Annotated in this window: 20 protein-coding genes and 1 pseudogene; 10 read left to right on the top strand and 11 right to left on the bottom strand. The window is 65.8% G+C overall.

Annotation, left to right across the window (positions count from 1 at the left end):
* The first annotated feature begins 185 nt into the window (after nt 1–185).
* From AVHM3334_RS11985 to AVHM3334_RS23910, 3 genes are all read left to right on the top strand, one after another.
* Entirely contained in the window at nt 186–4,628 is a 4,443-nt protein-coding gene (locus AVHM3334_RS11985) for an EAL domain-containing protein (RefSeq protein WP_284412560.1), read from the top strand.
* A 634-nt stretch (nt 4,629–5,262) separates the two neighbouring features.
* Nucleotides 5,263–5,664 (top strand): IS1 family transposase, encoded by a 402-nt coding sequence (locus AVHM3334_RS11980; RefSeq protein WP_284412559.1) that lies wholly within the window; start codon nt 5,263–5,265, stop codon nt 5,662–5,664.
* Complete coding sequence (locus AVHM3334_RS23910) at nt 5,603–6,007, top strand: IS1 family transposase (protein ID WP_349816620.1); 405 nt, start codon at nt 5,603–5,605, stop codon at nt 6,005–6,007. The genes AVHM3334_RS11980 and AVHM3334_RS23910 overlap by 62 nt, the downstream gene beginning before the upstream one ends.
* A 16-nt stretch (nt 6,008–6,023) precedes the next feature.
* On the opposite strand, the gene AVHM3334_RS11975 is transcribed toward AVHM3334_RS23910, so the two are convergent.
* The 3 genes from AVHM3334_RS11975 to AVHM3334_RS11965 form a co-directional block, all read right to left on the bottom strand.
* The gene (locus AVHM3334_RS11975) at nt 6,024–6,287 is read right to left on the bottom strand and encodes an IPTL-CTERM sorting domain-containing protein (RefSeq protein ID WP_284412557.1); all 264 of its coding nucleotides are present in this window, start codon (nt 6,285–6,287) and stop codon (nt 6,024–6,026) included.
* 498 nt (nt 6,288–6,785) lie between these two features.
* Nucleotides 6,786–7,367 (bottom strand): acyloxyacyl hydrolase, encoded by a 582-nt coding sequence (locus AVHM3334_RS11970; protein WP_284412555.1) that lies wholly within the window; start codon nt 7,365–7,367, stop codon nt 6,786–6,788.
* A 177-nt stretch (nt 7,368–7,544) separates the two neighbouring features.
* A complete protein-coding gene (locus tag AVHM3334_RS11965) occupies nt 7,545–8,129 on the bottom strand; it encodes a Spy/CpxP family protein refolding chaperone (RefSeq protein ID WP_284412553.1) in 585 nt (194 codons plus the stop codon).
* 156 nt (nt 8,130–8,285) lie between these two features.
* On the opposite strand from AVHM3334_RS11965, the gene AVHM3334_RS11960 reads away from it, so the two are divergent.
* The 6 genes from AVHM3334_RS11960 to AVHM3334_RS11935 all read left to right on the top strand — a co-directional run bounded on the left by AVHM3334_RS11960 (nt 8,286) and on the right by AVHM3334_RS11935 (nt 12,269).
* Nucleotides 8,286–8,486, top strand: a complete 201-nt coding sequence (locus AVHM3334_RS11960) for a hypothetical protein (protein ID WP_284412551.1) — start codon at nt 8,286–8,288, stop codon at nt 8,484–8,486.
* A gap of 22 nt (nt 8,487–8,508) precedes the next feature.
* Nucleotides 8,509–9,513: a recombination-associated protein RdgC gene (locus tag AVHM3334_RS11955; RefSeq protein ID WP_284412549.1), complete on the top strand. Its 1,005-nt coding sequence runs from the start codon at nt 8,509–8,511 to the stop codon at nt 9,511–9,513.
* A gap of 168 nt (nt 9,514–9,681) precedes the next feature.
* Nucleotides 9,682–10,077, top strand: coding sequence for a DUF6152 family protein (locus AVHM3334_RS11950; RefSeq protein WP_284412547.1), 396 nt, complete (start codon nt 9,682–9,684; stop codon nt 10,075–10,077).
* Between the two features lie 6 nt (nt 10,078–10,083).
* Nucleotides 10,084–10,575 carry a DUF2214 domain-containing protein gene (locus AVHM3334_RS11945; protein WP_284412545.1) on the top strand — a complete coding sequence of 164 codons (492 nt, stop codon included), beginning with the start codon at nt 10,084–10,086 and terminating at the stop codon, nt 10,573–10,575.
* Nucleotides 10,576–10,602: 27 nt separating this feature from the next.
* The gene (locus tag AVHM3334_RS11940) at nt 10,603–11,856 is read left to right on the top strand and encodes a spore maturation protein (RefSeq protein ID WP_284412544.1); all 1,254 of its coding nucleotides are present in this window, start codon (nt 10,603–10,605) and stop codon (nt 11,854–11,856) included.
* A gap of 32 nt (nt 11,857–11,888) precedes the next feature.
* Nucleotides 11,889–12,269 (top strand): hypothetical protein, encoded by a 381-nt coding sequence (locus AVHM3334_RS11935; protein ID WP_284412542.1) that lies wholly within the window; start codon nt 11,889–11,891, stop codon nt 12,267–12,269.
* A 17-nt stretch (nt 12,270–12,286) separates the two neighbouring features.
* On the opposite strand, the gene AVHM3334_RS11930 is transcribed toward AVHM3334_RS11935, so the two are convergent.
* Nucleotides 12,287–12,658, bottom strand: a complete 372-nt coding sequence (locus AVHM3334_RS11930) for a DUF1493 family protein (protein ID WP_284412540.1) — start codon at nt 12,656–12,658, stop codon at nt 12,287–12,289.
* A 230-nt stretch (nt 12,659–12,888) separates the two neighbouring features.
* Here AVHM3334_RS11930 and AVHM3334_RS11925 point away from each other — a divergent pair, with 230 nt between their 5' ends.
* Nucleotides 12,889–13,137, top strand: coding sequence for a DUF3297 family protein (locus tag AVHM3334_RS11925; RefSeq protein ID WP_284412537.1), 249 nt, complete (start codon nt 12,889–12,891; stop codon nt 13,135–13,137).
* A 134-nt stretch (nt 13,138–13,271) separates the two neighbouring features.
* On the opposite strand, the gene AVHM3334_RS11920 is transcribed toward AVHM3334_RS11925, so the two are convergent.
* From AVHM3334_RS11920 to AVHM3334_RS11890, 7 genes and pseudogenes are all read right to left on the bottom strand, one after another.
* A complete protein-coding gene (locus AVHM3334_RS11920; protein WP_284412535.1) occupies nt 13,272–13,763 on the bottom strand; it encodes an STY0301 family protein in 492 nt (163 codons plus the stop codon).
* 20 nt (nt 13,764–13,783) lie between these two features.
* On the bottom strand, nt 13,784–14,176 hold the full coding sequence (locus tag AVHM3334_RS11915) for a BPSL0067 family protein (RefSeq protein ID WP_284412534.1): 393 nt from the start codon (nt 14,174–14,176) through the stop codon (nt 13,784–13,786).
* A 73-nt stretch (nt 14,177–14,249) separates the two neighbouring features.
* Nucleotides 14,250–15,437 (bottom strand): acetyl-CoA C-acyltransferase family protein, encoded by a 1,188-nt coding sequence (locus AVHM3334_RS11910; RefSeq protein WP_284412533.1) that lies wholly within the window; start codon nt 15,435–15,437, stop codon nt 14,250–14,252.
* A 190-nt stretch (nt 15,438–15,627) separates the two neighbouring features.
* Nucleotides 15,628–16,203, bottom strand: a pseudogene (locus AVHM3334_RS11905) (enoyl-CoA hydratase/isomerase family protein); the annotation flags it as partial.
* The gene (locus tag AVHM3334_RS11900) at nt 16,152–16,490 is read right to left on the bottom strand and encodes a hypothetical protein (protein WP_284412532.1); all 339 of its coding nucleotides are present in this window, start codon (nt 16,488–16,490) and stop codon (nt 16,152–16,154) included. The pseudogene AVHM3334_RS11905 and the gene AVHM3334_RS11900, both read right to left, overlap by 52 nt.
* Nucleotides 16,481–16,753 carry a DUF4145 domain-containing protein gene (locus tag AVHM3334_RS11895; RefSeq protein ID WP_284412531.1) on the bottom strand — a complete coding sequence of 91 codons (273 nt, stop codon included), beginning with the start codon at nt 16,751–16,753 and terminating at the stop codon, nt 16,481–16,483. Before AVHM3334_RS11895 ends, AVHM3334_RS11900 begins: the two co-directional genes overlap by 10 nt.
* Entirely contained in the window at nt 16,753–17,049 is a 297-nt protein-coding gene (locus AVHM3334_RS11890) for a hypothetical protein (protein ID WP_284412530.1), read from the bottom strand. Before AVHM3334_RS11890 ends, AVHM3334_RS11895 begins: the two co-directional genes overlap by 1 nt.
* Nucleotides 17,050–17,204 lie beyond the last annotated feature (155 nt).

Raw genomic sequence — 17,204 nt, 5'->3', positions numbered from 1 at the left:
GATAGGCCAGGAAGCAACACCGGCTGCCGCGTTGCCGGTGTAGCATTGCCCGTTACGATTTGTATTCAATTTCGCTGAAGCCTTCGACCCCGAATGTCCATGCAGGTGTTGCCGCCAACCGATCCATGCCACCGGCCGCTTCCCGGGCTGCAGGCCTCTTGGGCATGACGCTGAAGGCCGCTCCCGTGGGAAAACGCCTGGAAGCGCTGCGTTCCTGCGCTGTCCTGGACACCCCGGCGGAAGAGGCCTTCGATCAACTGGCGCGGCTGGCGGCACGCCTTTGCGGAATGCCCATGGCGGCGATCGGCTTCATCGACCAGGGCCGCGAATGGTTCAAGGCCAGCACCGGCGTCGAACTGAAGGCGCTGGATTCGGCGCATCCGCTGTGCGGCCTGGCAGTGGACGGCCGGGTGGTGCAGGTGCCGGACACGCATGCGCATGCCTCGCTGCGCCGCCATCCGCTGGTCATTGCCGATCCCCGGGCGCGTTCCATCGTCTGCATGCCGCTGGTGACGGCCGAAAAATGGGTGCTGGGCGCCGTGGTGGTGATGTCCACCGAACCCGGCACGCTGCAGCCGCCCCAGCTCGAATCGCTGCGCGCGGTGGCCGGGCAGGCGGTGGCCCTGCTGGAGCTGCGCCGCAGCCAGCGCAACCAGGCACGCATGGCCACCGAGCGCGCCGCCAGCGACGAGCGCTTCAACCTGGTGGCCCGCGCCACGGCCGACGCGATCTGGGACTGGAACCTGCACGACGACTCCATGTGGTGGAACGAGGGCATGCAGACGCTGTTCGGCGTGCCCATGCAGACGCTGCCGCACGACAGCACTTCCTGGACCCTGCGCCTTCACCCCGAGGACAGCGATGCGGTGCTGGAGAGCATCCACGCGGCCATCGAAGGCTCGGCCAAGCACTGGGCCGAGGAATACCGTTTTCGCCGCTACGACGGCAGCTACGCCTGGGTGCAGGACCGCGGCTTCGTGATCCGCAACGCCGAGGGCCGCGCCATCCGCATGGTGGGCGGCATGACCGACATCAGCGCGCAAAAGGACAGCGCGCTGCGGGCCAAGGACGAGGCCCGCACCCACGCCGAACTGGTGCGCGTGCAGCAGAAGATCTCGTCGCTAGAACTGTCCATGGACGAGGTGCTGCAGCTGGTGGCACGCACCGCCATGGAACTGGCCGATGCGGGCGGCGCCATGGTGGTGATGCGCGAGGGCGACCAGGCCCGCGTGCAGGCCAGTATCGGTGCGCGGGCGGTTCCGGTGAACGACGTGCGCGCCATCGAAGGCTACGAGCTGTGGCTGCGCATCGATGCCGGAGAAACCGTGTGCAGCCAGCCGGCCGTGCCACAGGCCACGGCATCGCTCGCGATCTTCGAGCCGGGGCCGGTCGCCTTCATCGCGGCGCCGGTGCGCGCGGGCGATGCGGTGGTGGGCATGCTCAAGGTGAACGGCGACCCGCTCGGTTCGTTCTCGCAGCGCCATGTGGCGCACGTGCAGATCCTGGCCGAATCGCTGGGCGCCGTGGTGCAGCTGCGGCGCTATGCCTCGCAGCTGCATGCCTCCGAGCAGCAATACCGCCTTCTGTTCGATGCGCATCCCCAGCCCATGTGGGTGTACGAGCTGCGCACGCTGCGCATCCTTGCCGTCAACCGCGCCATGGTGCGCTACTACGGGTACAGCGAGGCCGAGCTGCTGTGCATGACCACGCCCGCCCTCTGGCCCGAGGAAGAACGGGAAGCGCGCGCCGAACAGGCGCGCAGCATGGCCCCCGATGCCCACAGCGACGGGGTGCACCGCCGTCACCGCAAGAAGGACGGCACGGTGATCGACACCGAGGTGTATGCCGGCGGCATCGAATTCAACGGCGTGCCGGCGCGGCAGGTGCTGGCCACCGACGTTACCCAGCGCATGCGCGTGGAGCGGGAACTGGCGCGCGTGGGCAGCATCCAGCGCATGCTGGCCGCCTGCAACGAATCCCTGGTGCGCGCGACGTCCGAGGCCGACCTGCTGCGCGAGGTGTGCCGTATCGCCACCGAGGTGGGCGGTTACCGGATGGCCTGGGTCGGCATGGTGCGCGACGATGCGCGCCAGAGCATCGAACCCGTGGCCTGGAGCGGGCACGACAGCGAGCGCTATGTCGAAAGAATGCAGTTGAGCTGGTCGGCCGACCAGCCGGGCGGCCAGGGCCCGGCCGGACTGGCGGTGCGCAGCGGCCGCCCGGTGATCGCGCGCGACATCCGGCTCGACCCGATGTTTGCCATCTGGACCGAGCGCATGCTGCGCCAGGGCCTCTACTCGTTGATCAGCCTGCCGCTGCGCAATGCCGAGCGCTCTTTCGGCCTGCTGTACCTCTATCCGCCCGAAGTGCTGGAGATCGGCGCCGAAGAAACCGAGCTGCTGCAGCAACTGGCCAACGACCTCGCCTTCGGCATCGAGAGCCTGCGCACCCGCCAGGACCAGCAGCGCCTGCAAAGCGTGGTGCTCAAGGCAGCCGCTGCCATTCCGGCCAGCACCGGCACCGAATTTTTCAAGCAGCTGGCCAGCAACATGGCCGATGCCCTGGGGGCCCAGGCAAGCTGCGTGACCCGGCTGCTGCCGCCCGTGGAAGGACAGCCGCTGCGTGCGGTCACGCTCTCGCGCGTGCAGGACGGCGTCGTCCAGCCCAATGCCGAATATTCGCTCGAAGGCACGCCCAGCCTGCGGCTCGCGACGCAAGCGGAATACGTCGTCACCTCCGGGGTCTCGCAGCTGTACCCGCGCTCGCCCATCGCGGCGCTCGGGGCCGAGAGCTATGTGGGCCAGCAACTGCGTGACGCCGAGGGGCGGCCGATCGGGCTGATCTTCGTGATCTTCCGCGAGCCGCTGGAGCGGCCTGCACTGGTCTCATCGACGCTGCGCATCTTCGCGGCCCGTGCCACGGCCGAGATCGCCCGCCAGGCCTCCGACGCCCACATCCGGCGCCAGGCATCGCTGCTGGACAAGGCCCGCGACGCGATCATCGTGCGCGACCTGGAGCACCGCATCACCTTCTGGAACCAGGGCGCCGAACGCATGTACGGCTGGTCGCAGGAACAGGTGCTGGGCCGCACCATCGACATGCTGCTCTACCAGAACGCCACCGAATTCCTGCGCGCCACCGAGACGACGCTGGAGCAGGGCGAGTGGACGGGCGAGATCGTGCAGTTCCACCAGGACGGGCATGCGATCGACGTGGAAGGCCGATGGACCCTGGTGCGCGACGAAAGCGGCCAGGCCGAATCCATCCTGGCCATCCACACCGACATCGGGCACCGCAAGGCCACCGAGCGCGAAATCCAGCGCCTGGCGTTCTTCGACTCGCTCACCGGCCTGCCCAACCGCATGCTGCTCATGGACCGCATGCACCAGGCGCTGGCCACGGCCCAGCGCCGCCACCAGGGCGGGGCGCTGCTGTTCATCGACCTGGACAACTTCAAGACGCTGAACGACACGCTCGGCCACGACAAGGGCGACCTGCTGCTGCAGCAGGTGGCGCAGCGCCTGAATACCTGCGTGCGCACGGTCGATACCGTGGCCCGGCTGGGCGGCGACGAGTTCGTGGTGATGATCGAGGCGCTCAGCCCCCGGCCCGACGAACTGGCCCTGAGCGCGCGGGTGGTGGGCGAGAAGATCCTTTCGGTGCTCAGCGCCCCCTATGCGCTGGAAGGCTACCAGTACCGCAGCACGCCCAGCATCGGTGTCGCTCCGTTCACCGACGGCCAGTCCACCGTGGGCGAACTGCTCAAGCAGGCGGACCTGGCCATGTACCAGGCCAAGACCGCCGGGCGCAACACCCTGCGGTTTTTCGACCCGGGCATGCAGGCCGTGGTCACGGCCCGGGCAGCGCTGGAAGACGATCTGCGCGCCGCGCTCGCCAAGGAAGAGTTCCTGCTGCACTACCAGCCCCAGGTGGACACGCTGAACCGCGTGGTCGGGGTGGAAGCCCTGGTGCGCTGGCCCCATGCCAAGCGGGGCATGGTGCCGCCGGGCGACTTCATTCCGCTGGCCGAGGAAACCGGCATGGTGCTGGCCCTGGGCCGCTGGGTGCTGCACACCGCCTGCACCTTGCTGGCCAGCTGGCAGGACGAGCCTTCGCTGTCGCACCTCACCATGGCGGTGAACGTGAGCTCGCGCCAGTTCCACCACGCCGGTTTCGTGGACGACGTGGTCCGCGCGCTGGTGTTCACCGGGGCGCCGGCCGACCAGCTCAAGCTGGAGCTGACCGAAAGCCTCTTCGTGGAAGACATGGAAACGACCATCGCCACCATGTCGGCGCTGCGCGCCCACGGCGTGGGTTTCTCGCTGGACGACTTCGGCACAGGCTATTCCTCCCTGAGCTACCTCAAGCGCATGCCGCTGGACCAGCTCAAGATCGACCAGAGCTTCGTGCGCGACCTGCTCAGCGATCCCAACGACGCGGCCATCGTGGACACCATCATCGCGCTGTCGCGCAGCCTGGGCCTGGACGTGATCGCCGAAGGTGTCGAAACCAGCGCCCAGCGCAACCGCCTGGCGCAGGCCGGCTGCCAGCTCTACCAGGGCTACTTTTTCAGCCGGCCGCTGCCAGCGGACGTGCTCGAACGGTTCCTGCGGCAAGCGCCGGTCTGACCTGCGGCGGCGGCTGCTGCCGCACCGACCCCTGTTTCATTGCTACCCCGTTTCACTCCTCCGGTCCCGCCGATCCCGATAGGGCCACGAAGCCCCTGACGATGCCCCAGAGGCCCGATGCGCGTCCGGGCGTGGGCTCCCCCTTGCCGAAGACCTGGCGGTCTCCTGCGCTGTCTGCTGCGCGCACCTCCTCCATCGACCGCCCTCAGCGCCTTCCCGGGCGGCGGCTGTTTTCCTGTCTTTCCCTTAATGTCTTTATCAATCCATAGTCGTAGTAGTAAGCAACGGCCCTTTTTGTGGATAACCCCTTTTTTCCGTTGCGCATCAAGGCACTTGCTGCGGCGCCAACCCTGTGCGCCGAGCCCTGCTCCCGCTGTCGCTCCAACGGGGACAAAACCCGCGAAGGGCGCCAGGCTGTGGACAAGTGCCCGGTTGTGCCAGAACTATCCCCAGACTTGTCCTTCAGCCACCCCAGGCGGGGCGGGTGCCGCCAACGACAGCGCCGATGCGGGAGCAGAGCGAATGCTATTGAATTGATAGCTATATGCCCTAGTACCATATGCGCTGTAGGGCTTTTTGAGGGATTGCTAAAGAAGTCTTGCGTGCCTGCTGCAAAAGAGAGATGCTTCGGAACATGACACTGCAATGCACACACTGCCAAAGCCAAGAGGTTCGCAAATTCGGCATCAGCCGCCATGGTCACCAAAGATGGATGTGCAAGGCTTGCGGGCGCACGTTTGGCGAGAAGAACCACTGGGCAATCGACACAGAGACGCGAGAAAAAGCGCTGGCGCTGTATGCACAGGGCATGTCTGCACGGGCGATAGAGCGGGTGATCGGCGTGAGTCACAACTCCGTGCTGGGCTGGGTGCGCAAGGAGGTAGAGGGCAAGGCGGTGCAGCCGCCAGTATCTGGGCACCAGCAGATCGTCGAGATGGACGAGATGTGGAGCTACGCGGGTTCAAAAAAAACCCATCTGGCTGTGGTGGGCGATAGAGCGCAGTACGCACCGGATCGTGGCTTGGGCGTTGGGTGACCGGGGTACGTGCACGGCGCGGGTGCTGGGCCAGCAGTTGCAGCAGGCTGCGCACATCCAGTACTGCACCGACCATCACAAGCCCTACCGAGCGATCGTGCCGAAGGGGCAGCACACGGTGGGCAAGGCGCATACGCATCACATCGAGAGCATGAACAACAAGCTCAGGTGTTACCTGGCCAGGCTGAGAAGGAAGACACATGCGTACAGCAAGAGCGCTACGGCGCTCTTGCACTCGCTGCTGTTCATCTGGGGGCGTAAATTCGCAACTGAACTACGGCCACAGACCGGCTGCATCCTGAGCCAACGGCTGTGGGATAGCAACATTGAAATACCAATTTAGCAATCCCCTTTTTGATTCAATAGCCAATAGCCTGGCTGTTCTTGCGCCGCAGGGACCGCATGCCGAAGGCGGCCGCCAGCAGCGACATCAGCACCAGGCCCCATTCGCTCAGGGTGGGAATGGGCGAGGCGCCCACGGGCATGGCCGCTGCCAGCAGCATGGGTGCGAACGGGTCGCGGACGACGCCGGCGGCGGCATCCCGGTCAGGGCTGATCGATGCGCTGGACGGGGTTAACCAGGTGGGCGCCGCACCGAACGCCTGCGGGCCGTACTTGCGCAACTGAACGCCCGAGGCCAGCGGCAGGGCAGCCCGTGGCCTCGAAGCTGAACACGCCGTTCGGAAACGGTGGCCCTGCGGCCGGGCGATTCCACCACGCCACAGCGCAACAAAACGCGGGGCGCGGTTGTTCCTGGTTATCCCATTAATGGTTCTATCAATACATAGCAGTAGTAGTAGAGCAGCCCCTTTTCTGTGGACAAGGGACATTTCCTCAATGCTGCCAAGCACTTGGGTGCCGGCAAACCCTGTGGCGCGGGCCCGGTGAACCGCCACGCCGGGCGACAACAACTTCGGCACTTCGGGTTTCGCTGTGGATAACCCATGGGTTGTGCTTTTGATGTCCCCAGGCTTATCCACAATGCCTGATCGAACGCCGGGAAGCGGCCCGCGCCTGCTCTGCAGAGGTCCGGAACGCCCATGAAAAAAGGCCCCGAAGGGCCTTGGTATTTCCTGTGCATGCGCCGGCAGATGGCTGGCGGCAGGCAAGCGCTCAAACCCTCAGAAGTGGTACGCGTAGCGCAGCTGCACGAAGTTCTCGCCCGGGTTGGGCTTCTTGATGCCGGCGTTGGACAAGTGCTGTACCCGCACCACGATCTCGTGCTGGCGCTGCGCGCCCAGGCTGTAGCCCAGGCCCAGGTGGGAGGCGAAGTTGTAGCGTGTGCTGAACTCCTTGTCGGTGATGTGGTACTTGGTGTCCGCATACGTGATGCCCACGCCGCCTTCCCAGAACCAGTTGGCGCGGCCGTTGTCTGGGCGCATGCGGAAGGTGGGGGTGAAGCCGATCAGCGTGCTGTCGCTCGAACCGTCGACGCCGTTGAACGACCATCGGCTGGCATAGATGTCCCAGTAGCCCCGGACTTCATTGCCCCAGAAGGAACTTTGCCAGTCCCACGGCAGGGTCACGCCGACGGTGGCGCTGTTGGTCTGGTGGCGGGCCCAGCCGCCTTGCACGTAGACGGAAGGGCTGGTGCCCGAAGGCTCGGCCTGGACGGCGCCTGCGCCGGCGGCACAGGCCAGCGCCACAAAAAAAGCGTTCCCGTGCAGCAGGGCGCGGGAACGCAGGAGGTGTGTGATCGGCATGGAAATTCCCTCGATGGAAATACTGTGGAGTTGCACAAAGTGTGTAACCCACTGTATGCCGCCCATCGGGGGGTGCGTTGTAGGCAGTCGCCTCAACCGTACTGGCCGGTCGGGATCTGACCGGGGGGTATGCAGGGATTCCGAGACTGTGCATAAACCTCCCCGGAAACCGGCCGCTTACTGAGTCGCTGGAGCAGGCACGGGCGGCGTGGCCGGACGCTTGCCGCGCGGTCCGCCGTGGCGGCCATGCTTGCCGGGTTCGCCGTCCTTGGGACCGCCCATGCCGGGGTGGTGGCGGTGCATGCGGCGGCTTTCCTCGTCGAAGGTCTTTTGCTGCGCCGGGGTCAGCGCGGCGTAGAAGGCCTTGGTGGCTTCACCGCGGCGGTCGGCCTCGGCGCTGTGCTGGGCACGCATGGCGCGCATGCGGTCGATGCGCTCAGGGGTCGTCAGCTGGTCCAGGCCCTTGGGGTCCAGGCGCGCGCCGCGTTCGGCCGGTTGCATCGCCGCCTTGAAGGTTTCCCAGGCGGGTTGCTGGGCCGCTGTGAGCTGCAGTTTCTGCTGCAGGGCATTGGCGCGTTGCTCCATGCGGGCTTGGCGTTGTTCGGGGCTGGGCATGCGGTGGCGCGGGCCCTCTTGCGACTGGCCGGCCGCAGGCGGTGCGGAAGGTGCTGGGGTTTGTGCAAAGGCAGGTGCGGCCAGGGCAGCCAGCAGGGCGGTGGCGGCTGCAGCGCCGGCGATGCGTCGTTGGAAGAAGATAGCCATGGTGATTCCTTTCTTGCCCCAGGGGGCGAGTGGGTCCGCCGCAACGCCCGTTGCAGCGGTTGATGGCTAGTCTCTTCCCGCCGTGTATCGCCGGCGTGAGGGGTTCATGTGGCTGTGTAAAGTTGTGACAAGGGTTGGTTGACCGGGCAGGGTGCTTTGGGCATCGAATCGGCCGCCACCGCCGTATCGATGGCGCGGACAGCTATTGAAAACATAGCAAGACAGAAAAATGCCCTATCGGCCCTGCCGTGCGGCGATGGATGGGCCGACCGCGCCGCCGACGGCACCGCCGACAATGGCGACCCCGCTGCACCGCGCCGCCTGCGCGGCTTGCGGCGAAGGGTTGCCAATGAATGAACGTCAGAGCTGAAGGATTTCCGTGTTCAAGAACATGATCGTGTACCGCATCGCGCCGCAGTGGCAGGTGGACCTGTCGCAGGTCGAAGAGGCGCTGGCCAAGACGCCGTTCGTGGAGTGCGGCGCCTCGCAGGAAAAATCGCTGGGCTGGGTGCCCCCGCGCGGCGATGCGCATGGCCTGATGGCCGAATCCGTGGGCGGGCAATGGGTGCTGCGCTTCATGGTCGAGTCCAAGATGCTTCCAGGCTCGGTACTCAACCGCAAGGTCAAGGAAAAGGCCGCGCGCATCGAGCAGGAAACCGGCCGCAAGCCCGGCAAGAAGGAATCCAAGGAGCTGAAGGAAGAAGCCAAGCTCGACCTGCTGCCCATGGCTTTCACCAAGCAGGGGTCGATGTGGGTATGGATCGACCCGCAGGCCCACTGGCTCGTGCTGGACACCAGCAGCCAGGGCCGGGCCGACGAGGTCGTCACCCTGCTGGTCGAGGCGCTTCCCGGTCTGTCGGTGGCGCTGCTCGATACGCAGACCTCGCCCCAGGCCGCCATGTCGCACTGGCTCAGCACCCAGGAGCCGCCCGTCGGCTTCAGCGTGGACCGCGAGTGCGAATTGAAGAGCGCCGACGAGGCCAAGGCCGTGGTGCGCTATGCCCGCCATCCGCTGGACATCGACGAAGTGCGCGAGCACATCGCCGCCGGCAAGCTGCCCACCAAGCTCGCGATGACCTGGGACGACCGTGTCTCGTTCGTACTGAGCGAGGGCCTGCAAGTGCGCAAGATTTCGTTCCTCGATACCGTGTTCGAGGGCACCAAGGCGGACGATGGCGGCTTCGACACCGATGTGGCCATCGCCACGGGCGAATTGGCGAAGCTGATTCCCGATCTGATCGAAGCGCTGGGTGGCGAAGGCCGCACCGAACTGGGTGGCACGCCCCCTGCGGCACCGGTGGCCGACGCCTCCGCTTCCGCGCCCTCCGGCAGCTCCGCAGCCGTGGCGGCCGACGGAGCCGAGGACGACGACGCGCCGTTCTGAACCATCGGCGGAACCATCGGCGTGCCGGCGCGCGAACCCGCATGGCCGTAGGGCCTTCGTTTGGCGACAGGCCCCGCTGCGTGCAGGATGGCTGCCGCCCATGGGCGCGGCGCGCAGGCTCTGCGCATCGCGCCATCCCGTGAAAACAACGTTGCCTGGAGGTATCCCATGACCGTCATCACCCGTTCCGTTGTCAGCAGCGGCGCCATCGCCGTTGCCGCCCTGTTCGCGGGCCCCGCGCAGGCGCACCACGGCTGGTCCTGGGCGGAAGAAGCCCAGTCCGAACTCGCCGGCACGGTGCAGCGCGTGCAGATGGCGCCGCCCCATCCGACACTGGAGGTGAAAACCGCCGAGGGCGCCGTCTGGCGCGTGGAACTGGGCAATCCGTCGCAAACCGAGCGATCGGGTTTCAGCGAAGCGTCCGCCAAGCCGGGCGATGCCATCACTGCCACCGGCAACCGCGACCGGGACGCCTCCCAGTTGCGCATGAAGGCCGTGCAGATCAAGGTGGGCGGCAAGACCTACGACCTGTACCCCGAGCGCATTCAGAAACCCAAAAACTGAAAGCGCGTGGATCTCGCCTGGCTCTCGCCCCTGCTGGACACCCTGGCCGCGTCGGCACCGGCCGCCTGGCTGCGGCGTTCCGGCACGGCCTACCTGGTGGTCAATGCCTCGCACATCGCCGCGCTGGGCCTGGGCGTGGGTGCGGCGTTGCTGCTGGACCTGCGCCTTCTGGGAATCGTCGGCCGCCGCATTCCGCTCGCGCTGCTCGGCCCGTTCCTGTCGCGCGCGGCGGCGGCCGGGCTCACGCTGGCCCTGGCCACCGGGCTGTGGCTCTTCGCCACCCGCCCGGTGGACTATCTGGCCAACCCGGCCTTCGTGGTGAAGGTCGGCGTCATCGCCCTGGCGCTGGGTAACGCGCTGGCGCTGCACGCCAGCGGCCACTGGGGCCGCGCGCTGCGCGAGGGGCAAGCCGGCGGCCTCGTGCGCGCGCAGGCCGCGGTGTCGCTCACGCTGTGGCTGGGCGCCGTGCTGGCCGGGCGCTGGATCGGATTTTTGTAGCGCCCCCTGCGGCTACCATTCCCGTCCATGGCGCTCAACTGGGTCTGGATCGGGTTCTTCACCGTGGCCTTCGCCACGGCGGTCGTGCGATGGGTGCTGGGTGCGGACGGCATCTTCCAGGCCCTGCTGGCGGCGCTCTTCGATGCCGCGCGTTCGGGCTTCGAGATCTCGCTGGGCCTGGCGGGCGTGATGGCGCTCTGGCTGGGACTGCTGCGCGTGGGCGAACGCGCCGGCATGATCGAACTGCTCGCCCGGGCGGCCTCTCCGCTGCTGCGGCGGCTGTTTCCCGGCGTGCCGGACGGCCACCCCGCACAGGGCGCGATGACGATGAACCTCTCGGCCAACCTGCTGGGCCTGGACAACGCCGCCACGCCCCTGGGCCTCACCGCCATGCGCGAATTGCAGGCGCTCAACACCGGCCCGCCCGGCACCGCCAGCAACGCGCAGATCATGTTCGTGGTGCTGAACACCGCGGGCCTTACGCTCATTCCCACTTCGGTCATCGCCATTCGCCAGAGCCTGGCCCTCAAGCAGGGGCTGGGCGCGGGCTTCAACGCGGCGGACATCTTCCTGCCGACGCTGCTCGTCACCTTCGCCTCGCTATTGGCGGGCGTGCTGGCCGTGGCCGTGTGCCAGCGCCTGCCCTTGTGGCGCTGGCGTTTTCTGCTGCCCGTGCTGACCGTGGCCGGGCTGCTGGCAGCGGCGGTGACGGCGCTGGCCCGGCTGCCGGCCGAGCAGGCCGCGAGCGTGGCCGGCACCACGGGGGCGGCCGTCATCCTGGGCGTGGTCATGCTCTTCGTCGTGGCCGGCGCCGTGCGGCGAATCAACGTGTACGACGCCTTCATCGAAGGCGCCAAGGAAGGCTTCGGCGTTGCGGTGCAGATCGTGCCCTACCTCATCTCCATCCTCGCGGCCATCGGCGTGTTCCGCGCGGCCGGCTGCATGGACGCGCTGCTGGGCGCCATCGGGGCGGGCGTGGCCGCCATGGGCTGGAACACCGATTTCCTGCCGGCCTTGCCCGTGGGGCTGATGAAGGTGCTTTCCGGCGCGGGTGCGCGGGGCTTGATGATCGACGTCATGCAGACCCACGGTGTGGATTCCTTCGCCGGCCGCCTGGCCGCCATCGTGCAGGGATCAACGGAAACGACCTTCTACGTGCTGGCGGTGTATTTCGGCAGCGTGGGCATTAGGCACGCGCGCCATGCGCTGGCGTGTGCGCTGGTGGCGGATGCGGTGGGTCTGGCGGCGGCGATCGGGGTGGGGTATGCGATGCTGCGGTAATCGATGTGAAAAATTAAACGGGATTTTGATCAATGAAAATAATCATTGGGAAAGTGCTTGGCTGTTTTATTTTTCTCCTGGCCTCGGCAAAATGTTTTTCTCAAGAAAGTGATTGGCGGTTTGATTACAAGCCACTGGATGCGGGGTATGGATTGTATTCAGGAGAACTGAGCGACCCCCGGCCTGCTGAAAAATCCGGCTCCAGCATTTCCATCAAAATAGAGAAACAAGCGGCCAAGGAGATATTCGATCAGATGGGTAGCGATCTTCCCAATGCGTGCCCATCGGAAGCTGGTGAAAGAATGCGCAAGAACAATGATTTGGTCTGTTATAAAAAAAGATCGGCGCAATACATCTGCTACGTAGGAATCGACTTGAAATCGGGTAAAAGTAAAATCGGGGTTATTTGCTGACGGTCTGCATGATGAATTCAATCATATTGCTGTCTTTCATGCGCCTGCCGTAGCCGCTGCGTGTCCCAGGTTCCCTCGCGCGCTGCCACGAGAAGCATGCCCAGTGTGATGGGCAGCGTTGGCGCAGGTTTCTTGAACATGGAAAGCAGCCACAAACCTTCCGAGCCGAAGTAGTCCGATGACCGATAATCGCCCTTGTCCACGTTGAATTTCAAAGCGAAGGCCTCCATGAATTGAAAGGCATCGTCACCGGTCAGGCCCAGGTCTTTGACCAAATCCGTATTCGGCGTGTACTCGATTTTTTGACCCAATTGCCTGAATCCCACCGTATCGACATTCGAGGCAAGCTGAACCAAATCTTTCCAGATTTCTGAAGAGGCGATTACCATATGCGATCTTCTTTCATGGCAAGGGCGTTATAGGCAGTGATTTAAATTATTTAGGTGAACCAGCATGATGACTAGTTTTTAAATATATAAAAAACCTTTCGAAACTTGAATTCAATCAATAGGAAACCTCTCAAAACCCCGATCCCAGCCAATTGAAACCCTTATCAATCAAAGAGTTACGGCGCTCGAACTTGCAAATTCGGAGATTTTGAGAGGTTCCCAATAACCTTATGACCGACGCATCCCAACGCCCCGCCCTGCCTGACCACCTCTCCATCGACCCGCGCAGCCCGCACCATGTCGCGGCCGTGTTCGAGCACGACATCGGCATCCGCTTCAATGGCAAGGAGCGGTTCGACGTGGAGGAATACTGTGTGAGCGGCGGCTGGGTGAAGGTGCCTGCCGGCAAGACGGTGGACCGCAAGGGCCGGCCGCTGATGATTACGCTCAAGGGCGCGGTGGAAGCGTTCTACAAATAAAAAATACGCCACGCCGGCGGATTGATTGCCTGGTTTGCTATTAAAAACGTAGCAAACGCATGGTGGCAGTGACCATGGCCGGGGCGGTAGGCGCCCTGAGCCGAGGCCATCCGCCGCGCGCTGTCAGGCGCGGCTCAATCGCACTGGAACCGTGTCTGCAGCGTGGCCGGATTCTTGGAGGTGCTCGATTGGGCGGTACAGCGCTTCACTGCATCGTCCACACGCTGCACCACGCGCACGGCACCGCCGGCGTAGTCGCATGCGAGAAACTTGCCTTGGGGGTAGTCGCCCTCGAAGGCCCACACCGCCGTGGAACCGCCCTGGCCCTTGCCCCCTTTGGCCGGCTTGTCCGACTGCGGCATGAGGGCTGCGCCCTGCGCTGGCGGGCCGTCGAAGACGTTGTGGCCGGTCAGGCGCAGGGGGCTCTGGTCGAGCACGATCTCGGTGCCCGCCGGCAGGCCGGCAGCCTCAGCGCGGGGCGAGGTGAGGCGCACGGTGGCGGGGCATTCCAGCGATGCCGTGGCGGCAGTCGCTGGAGCGGACACGCCAGACAAGAGCGCTGCGGTGAGGGCAACCAGCGCCGCCGCTCGGGCTGCAGGGCGGCGCAAAAGGGGGGTGGAGCGCATGTGGGCCTTTTCTCGGTCGGTCACTCGATGACGGAATACGCGGCGGCGTTGTTGCTGGGATCGACGAAATCCCCGTTCTTGCGCTGGACCTGGGGGCGGATGTAGCGCATGGACACCTTGGGCTTTTGCGAATCGCTCAGCCACTGGTCCATGACCCAGATGCCGCCGGGGTCCTGCGAGATGAAGAACGCCGCGTGGTTGCCCGTGGGCAGGCTGCCATAGCGGCCCTTGCCGTTGAAGGTGGCGATCGCCGTGCCCTTCTTGATGTTGGCGTTGCCGAAGACGGTCTCGCCCGGTTTCCAGGAACTGGTGTGGGGCAGTTGCGCATAGTGCTGCAGCAGGGCGACGCAGTGCTTGCTGCCGACCTTGCTGGTTCCCTCCAGGGCTTCGGCATTCTGGTAGATGTAAGGCATCGTCGAGTGGGCGAGACAAAAGCAGCGATCCTAGTCGGTCGCATGCCTTTTGCCCCGGCTGTTTCCAACCGTTTCAAACCCGCTCGAAGATGGCCGCGATGCCCTGCCCGCCGCCGATGCACATCGTCACCAGCGCATAGCGCCCGCCCGTGCGGTGCAGCTCGGCAATGGCCTTGGTCGTGATGATCGCGCCGGTGGCGCCCACCGGGTGGCCCAGTGAGATGCCCGAGCCGTTGGGGTTGACCTTGGCGGGGTCCAGGCCGAGTTCCTGGATGACGGCGCAGGCCTGGGCGGCGAAGGCTTCGTTGGCTTCGATGACGTCCATGTCCTCGATCTGCAGGCCGGTGCGCTGCAGCACCTGGCGCGTGGCAGGCACCGGGCCGATGCCCATGTAGGCCGGGTCCACGCCCGCGTGCGCGTAGCCGACGAGGCGCGCGAGCGGCCTGGCACCCAGGGCCGCGACGCGGTCGCCGCCCACCAGCACCACGGCGGCGGCACCGTCGTTGATGCCCGAGGCATTGCCGGCGGTGACGCTGCCGCCGTCTTTCTTGAACGCGGGCTTCATGCCGGCCAGCACTTCGAGCGTGGTGTTGCCGCGCACGTGCTCGTCGGTGTCGAACAGCACGGTGCCCTTGCGCGTGGCGATCTCCACGGGAACGATCTGTTCCTTGAAGTACCCGGCGGCGATGGCCGCGGCGGCGCGGTGTTGGCTGGCGGCGGCCAGTTCGTCCTGCATGTCGCGGCTGATGCGGTAGCGCTCGGCCACGTTCTCGGCGGTGATGCCCATGTGCATCTTCTGCCAGGGGTCGTGAAGGATGCCCAGCATGTAGTCGATGCTCTTGGCATCGCCCATGCGCTGGCCGTAGCGCGCGGCGGTGTCGAAGTAGGGGCCGCGGCTCATGGATTCGCTGCCGCCGCCGATGGCCACGTCGCAGTCGCCCAGCATGATGGCCTGCGCCGCCGAAACGATGGCCTGCAGGCCCGAGCCGCACAGGCGGTTCACGTTGAAGGCCGGCGTCTCGATGGGGCAGCCCGCATCGATGGCGGCCACGCGGGCCAGGTAGGCGTCCTTGGTGTCGGTGGGGATGACGTTGCCCATGACCATGTGGCCCACCGTGTCGGGCGCGAGGCCGCTGCGTTCGATGGCGGCGCGCGTGACGGTGGTGGCCAGCTGGCTGTTGGGCACGTCCTTGAGCGTGCCGCCGAAGGTGCCGATGGCGGTGCGGGCGGTGCTGACGATGAAGACGTCGCGGTGGTTCATGGCAAGGGTCTCCTCAAGGAATGGACGGATGGGCGAATGGACGAAAGGGATGGCAGACAGCGGTGAAGGCGGGGCAAGCGGCCGGCGGGCGCGCGCGCCGCGCACGGGCTGAATGGTAGGCGTGCGGGCCGCTGGCGGATGCCGCGCGGGTGTCAGCCCGGGCGTGCCGGTGATTGGCGGTTCGCCGGATTCAGCGGCCCTCGAAGCGTGGCTTTTCCTTGGCGTAGAAAGCGGCGATGCCCGCAGGCAGATCGGCCGTGCGGGCGCAGTCGTCGAAGGCGCGGGCTTCGGCGGCCAACTGCTCGGGCAGTTCGCGGTCGAAAGAGGCGCGCATCAGCCGGCGCATGTGGCCCAGCGCCACGGTGGGGCCGGCGGCCAGGCGTGCGGCCAGTTCGCTGACGGCGGCATCGAGCTGATCGGAGGGCACCACCCGGTTGACCAGGCCCAGGCGCTCGGTGTCGGCACTGGTGAGCGTGTCGCCCAGCAGCGCGATTTCGAGCGCCCTGCGAAGGCCCACCTGGCGCGGCAGCGACCACGAGGCGCCCACGTCGCAGCAGGCCCCCAGGTTGATGTACGCCAGGTTGAAGCGCGTGCCCTCGGCGGCGAGGATGAAGTCGGCCAGCAGCATCAGGCTCATGCCCGCGCCCGCCGCCACGCCGTGCACCTTGGCGATCACGGGCGCATCGATGTTCGCGAGCAAGGTGGCGGCTTCGTTCAGCGGGCCCAGCAGGTCGGCGGCACCCTGGACGGGGTCTTCGCGCAAGGTGGCTCTTCCAGTGCGTAGAACAGTTGCTCCACGTTTTGCGGATCGAAAACGCCCTCGGCCCGGCTGGCGGCTTGCTCAGCGGCCAAATCGATAGCGGCAGGCCGGGGCAACCGGTCAGCGCGAAACTGCAGCCCCGCAGCGGGCCGGTCGGCCACTCGGCGCGCATAGTGCTGCGCCAGCCAGAAGGCCACGTGGAACAGTTCGCGCAGCGCGGCCAGTGCGTCTTGCTGCGGCACCGGCCTGGCTTGGTGCACTGCCTGGTTGCCCAGGCGGCGGATCACATCCATCTTGTGGGGACGGATGGGGCTACCAGTTGCTGAAAGCTGGGTTCGAACAAAAGGGCCGACAGATCTGCCTTGTAGGGCATGGGCGGGCAACCGCCCCGGCCCCCCTCGGCCTGGTACAGCCAGGCCACGGCAAGCTCCAGCGTGCGGCGGGCGTAGAAGCATGCAGTGCGCGGGCCGGCATGCGCGGCTGCCTCGGCACGGCGGGCCTCCAGCAGCAGGGCAGGCCAGTCGGGTTGCTGGAATGCGAAGTTACTGTCGGTCATCACACGTCTCCCAGCATCGACATCACATGACCCTGGTGCAGTTTGAACACCTCGGTCATCTTTTCCAACACGGCGCGTTCGGCGTCTGTGGGCTTGTTCTGCTGGGCGACGCGCGTGCGAACCTTGTCCCAGGCCGGGAGAAGGGCGTTGGCCATGGCCTTCAATTCCATCAGCGTCTCCTTGAGGGCAAAGCCGCAGTCCTTGCAAAAGGCTTCCCAGGAATGCAGACCCACGGCGTCGAACGTGTCCTCGTCGCCGATGAAAAGCGCCAGCCCTGTATCGCCATAGGCGCGCACACAAACCAGATCGTAGAAAGGAGCTAGCTGTGATGTCTCAATAGGTTGTTCACCCGAATGGGTCTGGGAAACTGGAGTTAACACGCTTCAGAGTCACAGAGGGATCCCACCGGATGAACAGCCATAAGAATGCCAGATTGACATTGGAAGGTCGC

The organism is Acidovorax sp. SUPP3334, from assembly GCF_030159055.1.
In the GTDB taxonomy this organism is placed as follows: Bacteria; Pseudomonadota; Gammaproteobacteria; order Burkholderiales; family Burkholderiaceae_C; genus Paracidovorax.
Note: the sequence above shows the minus strand (reverse complement) of the source record. Positions and strands in the feature narration are given on the sequence as shown.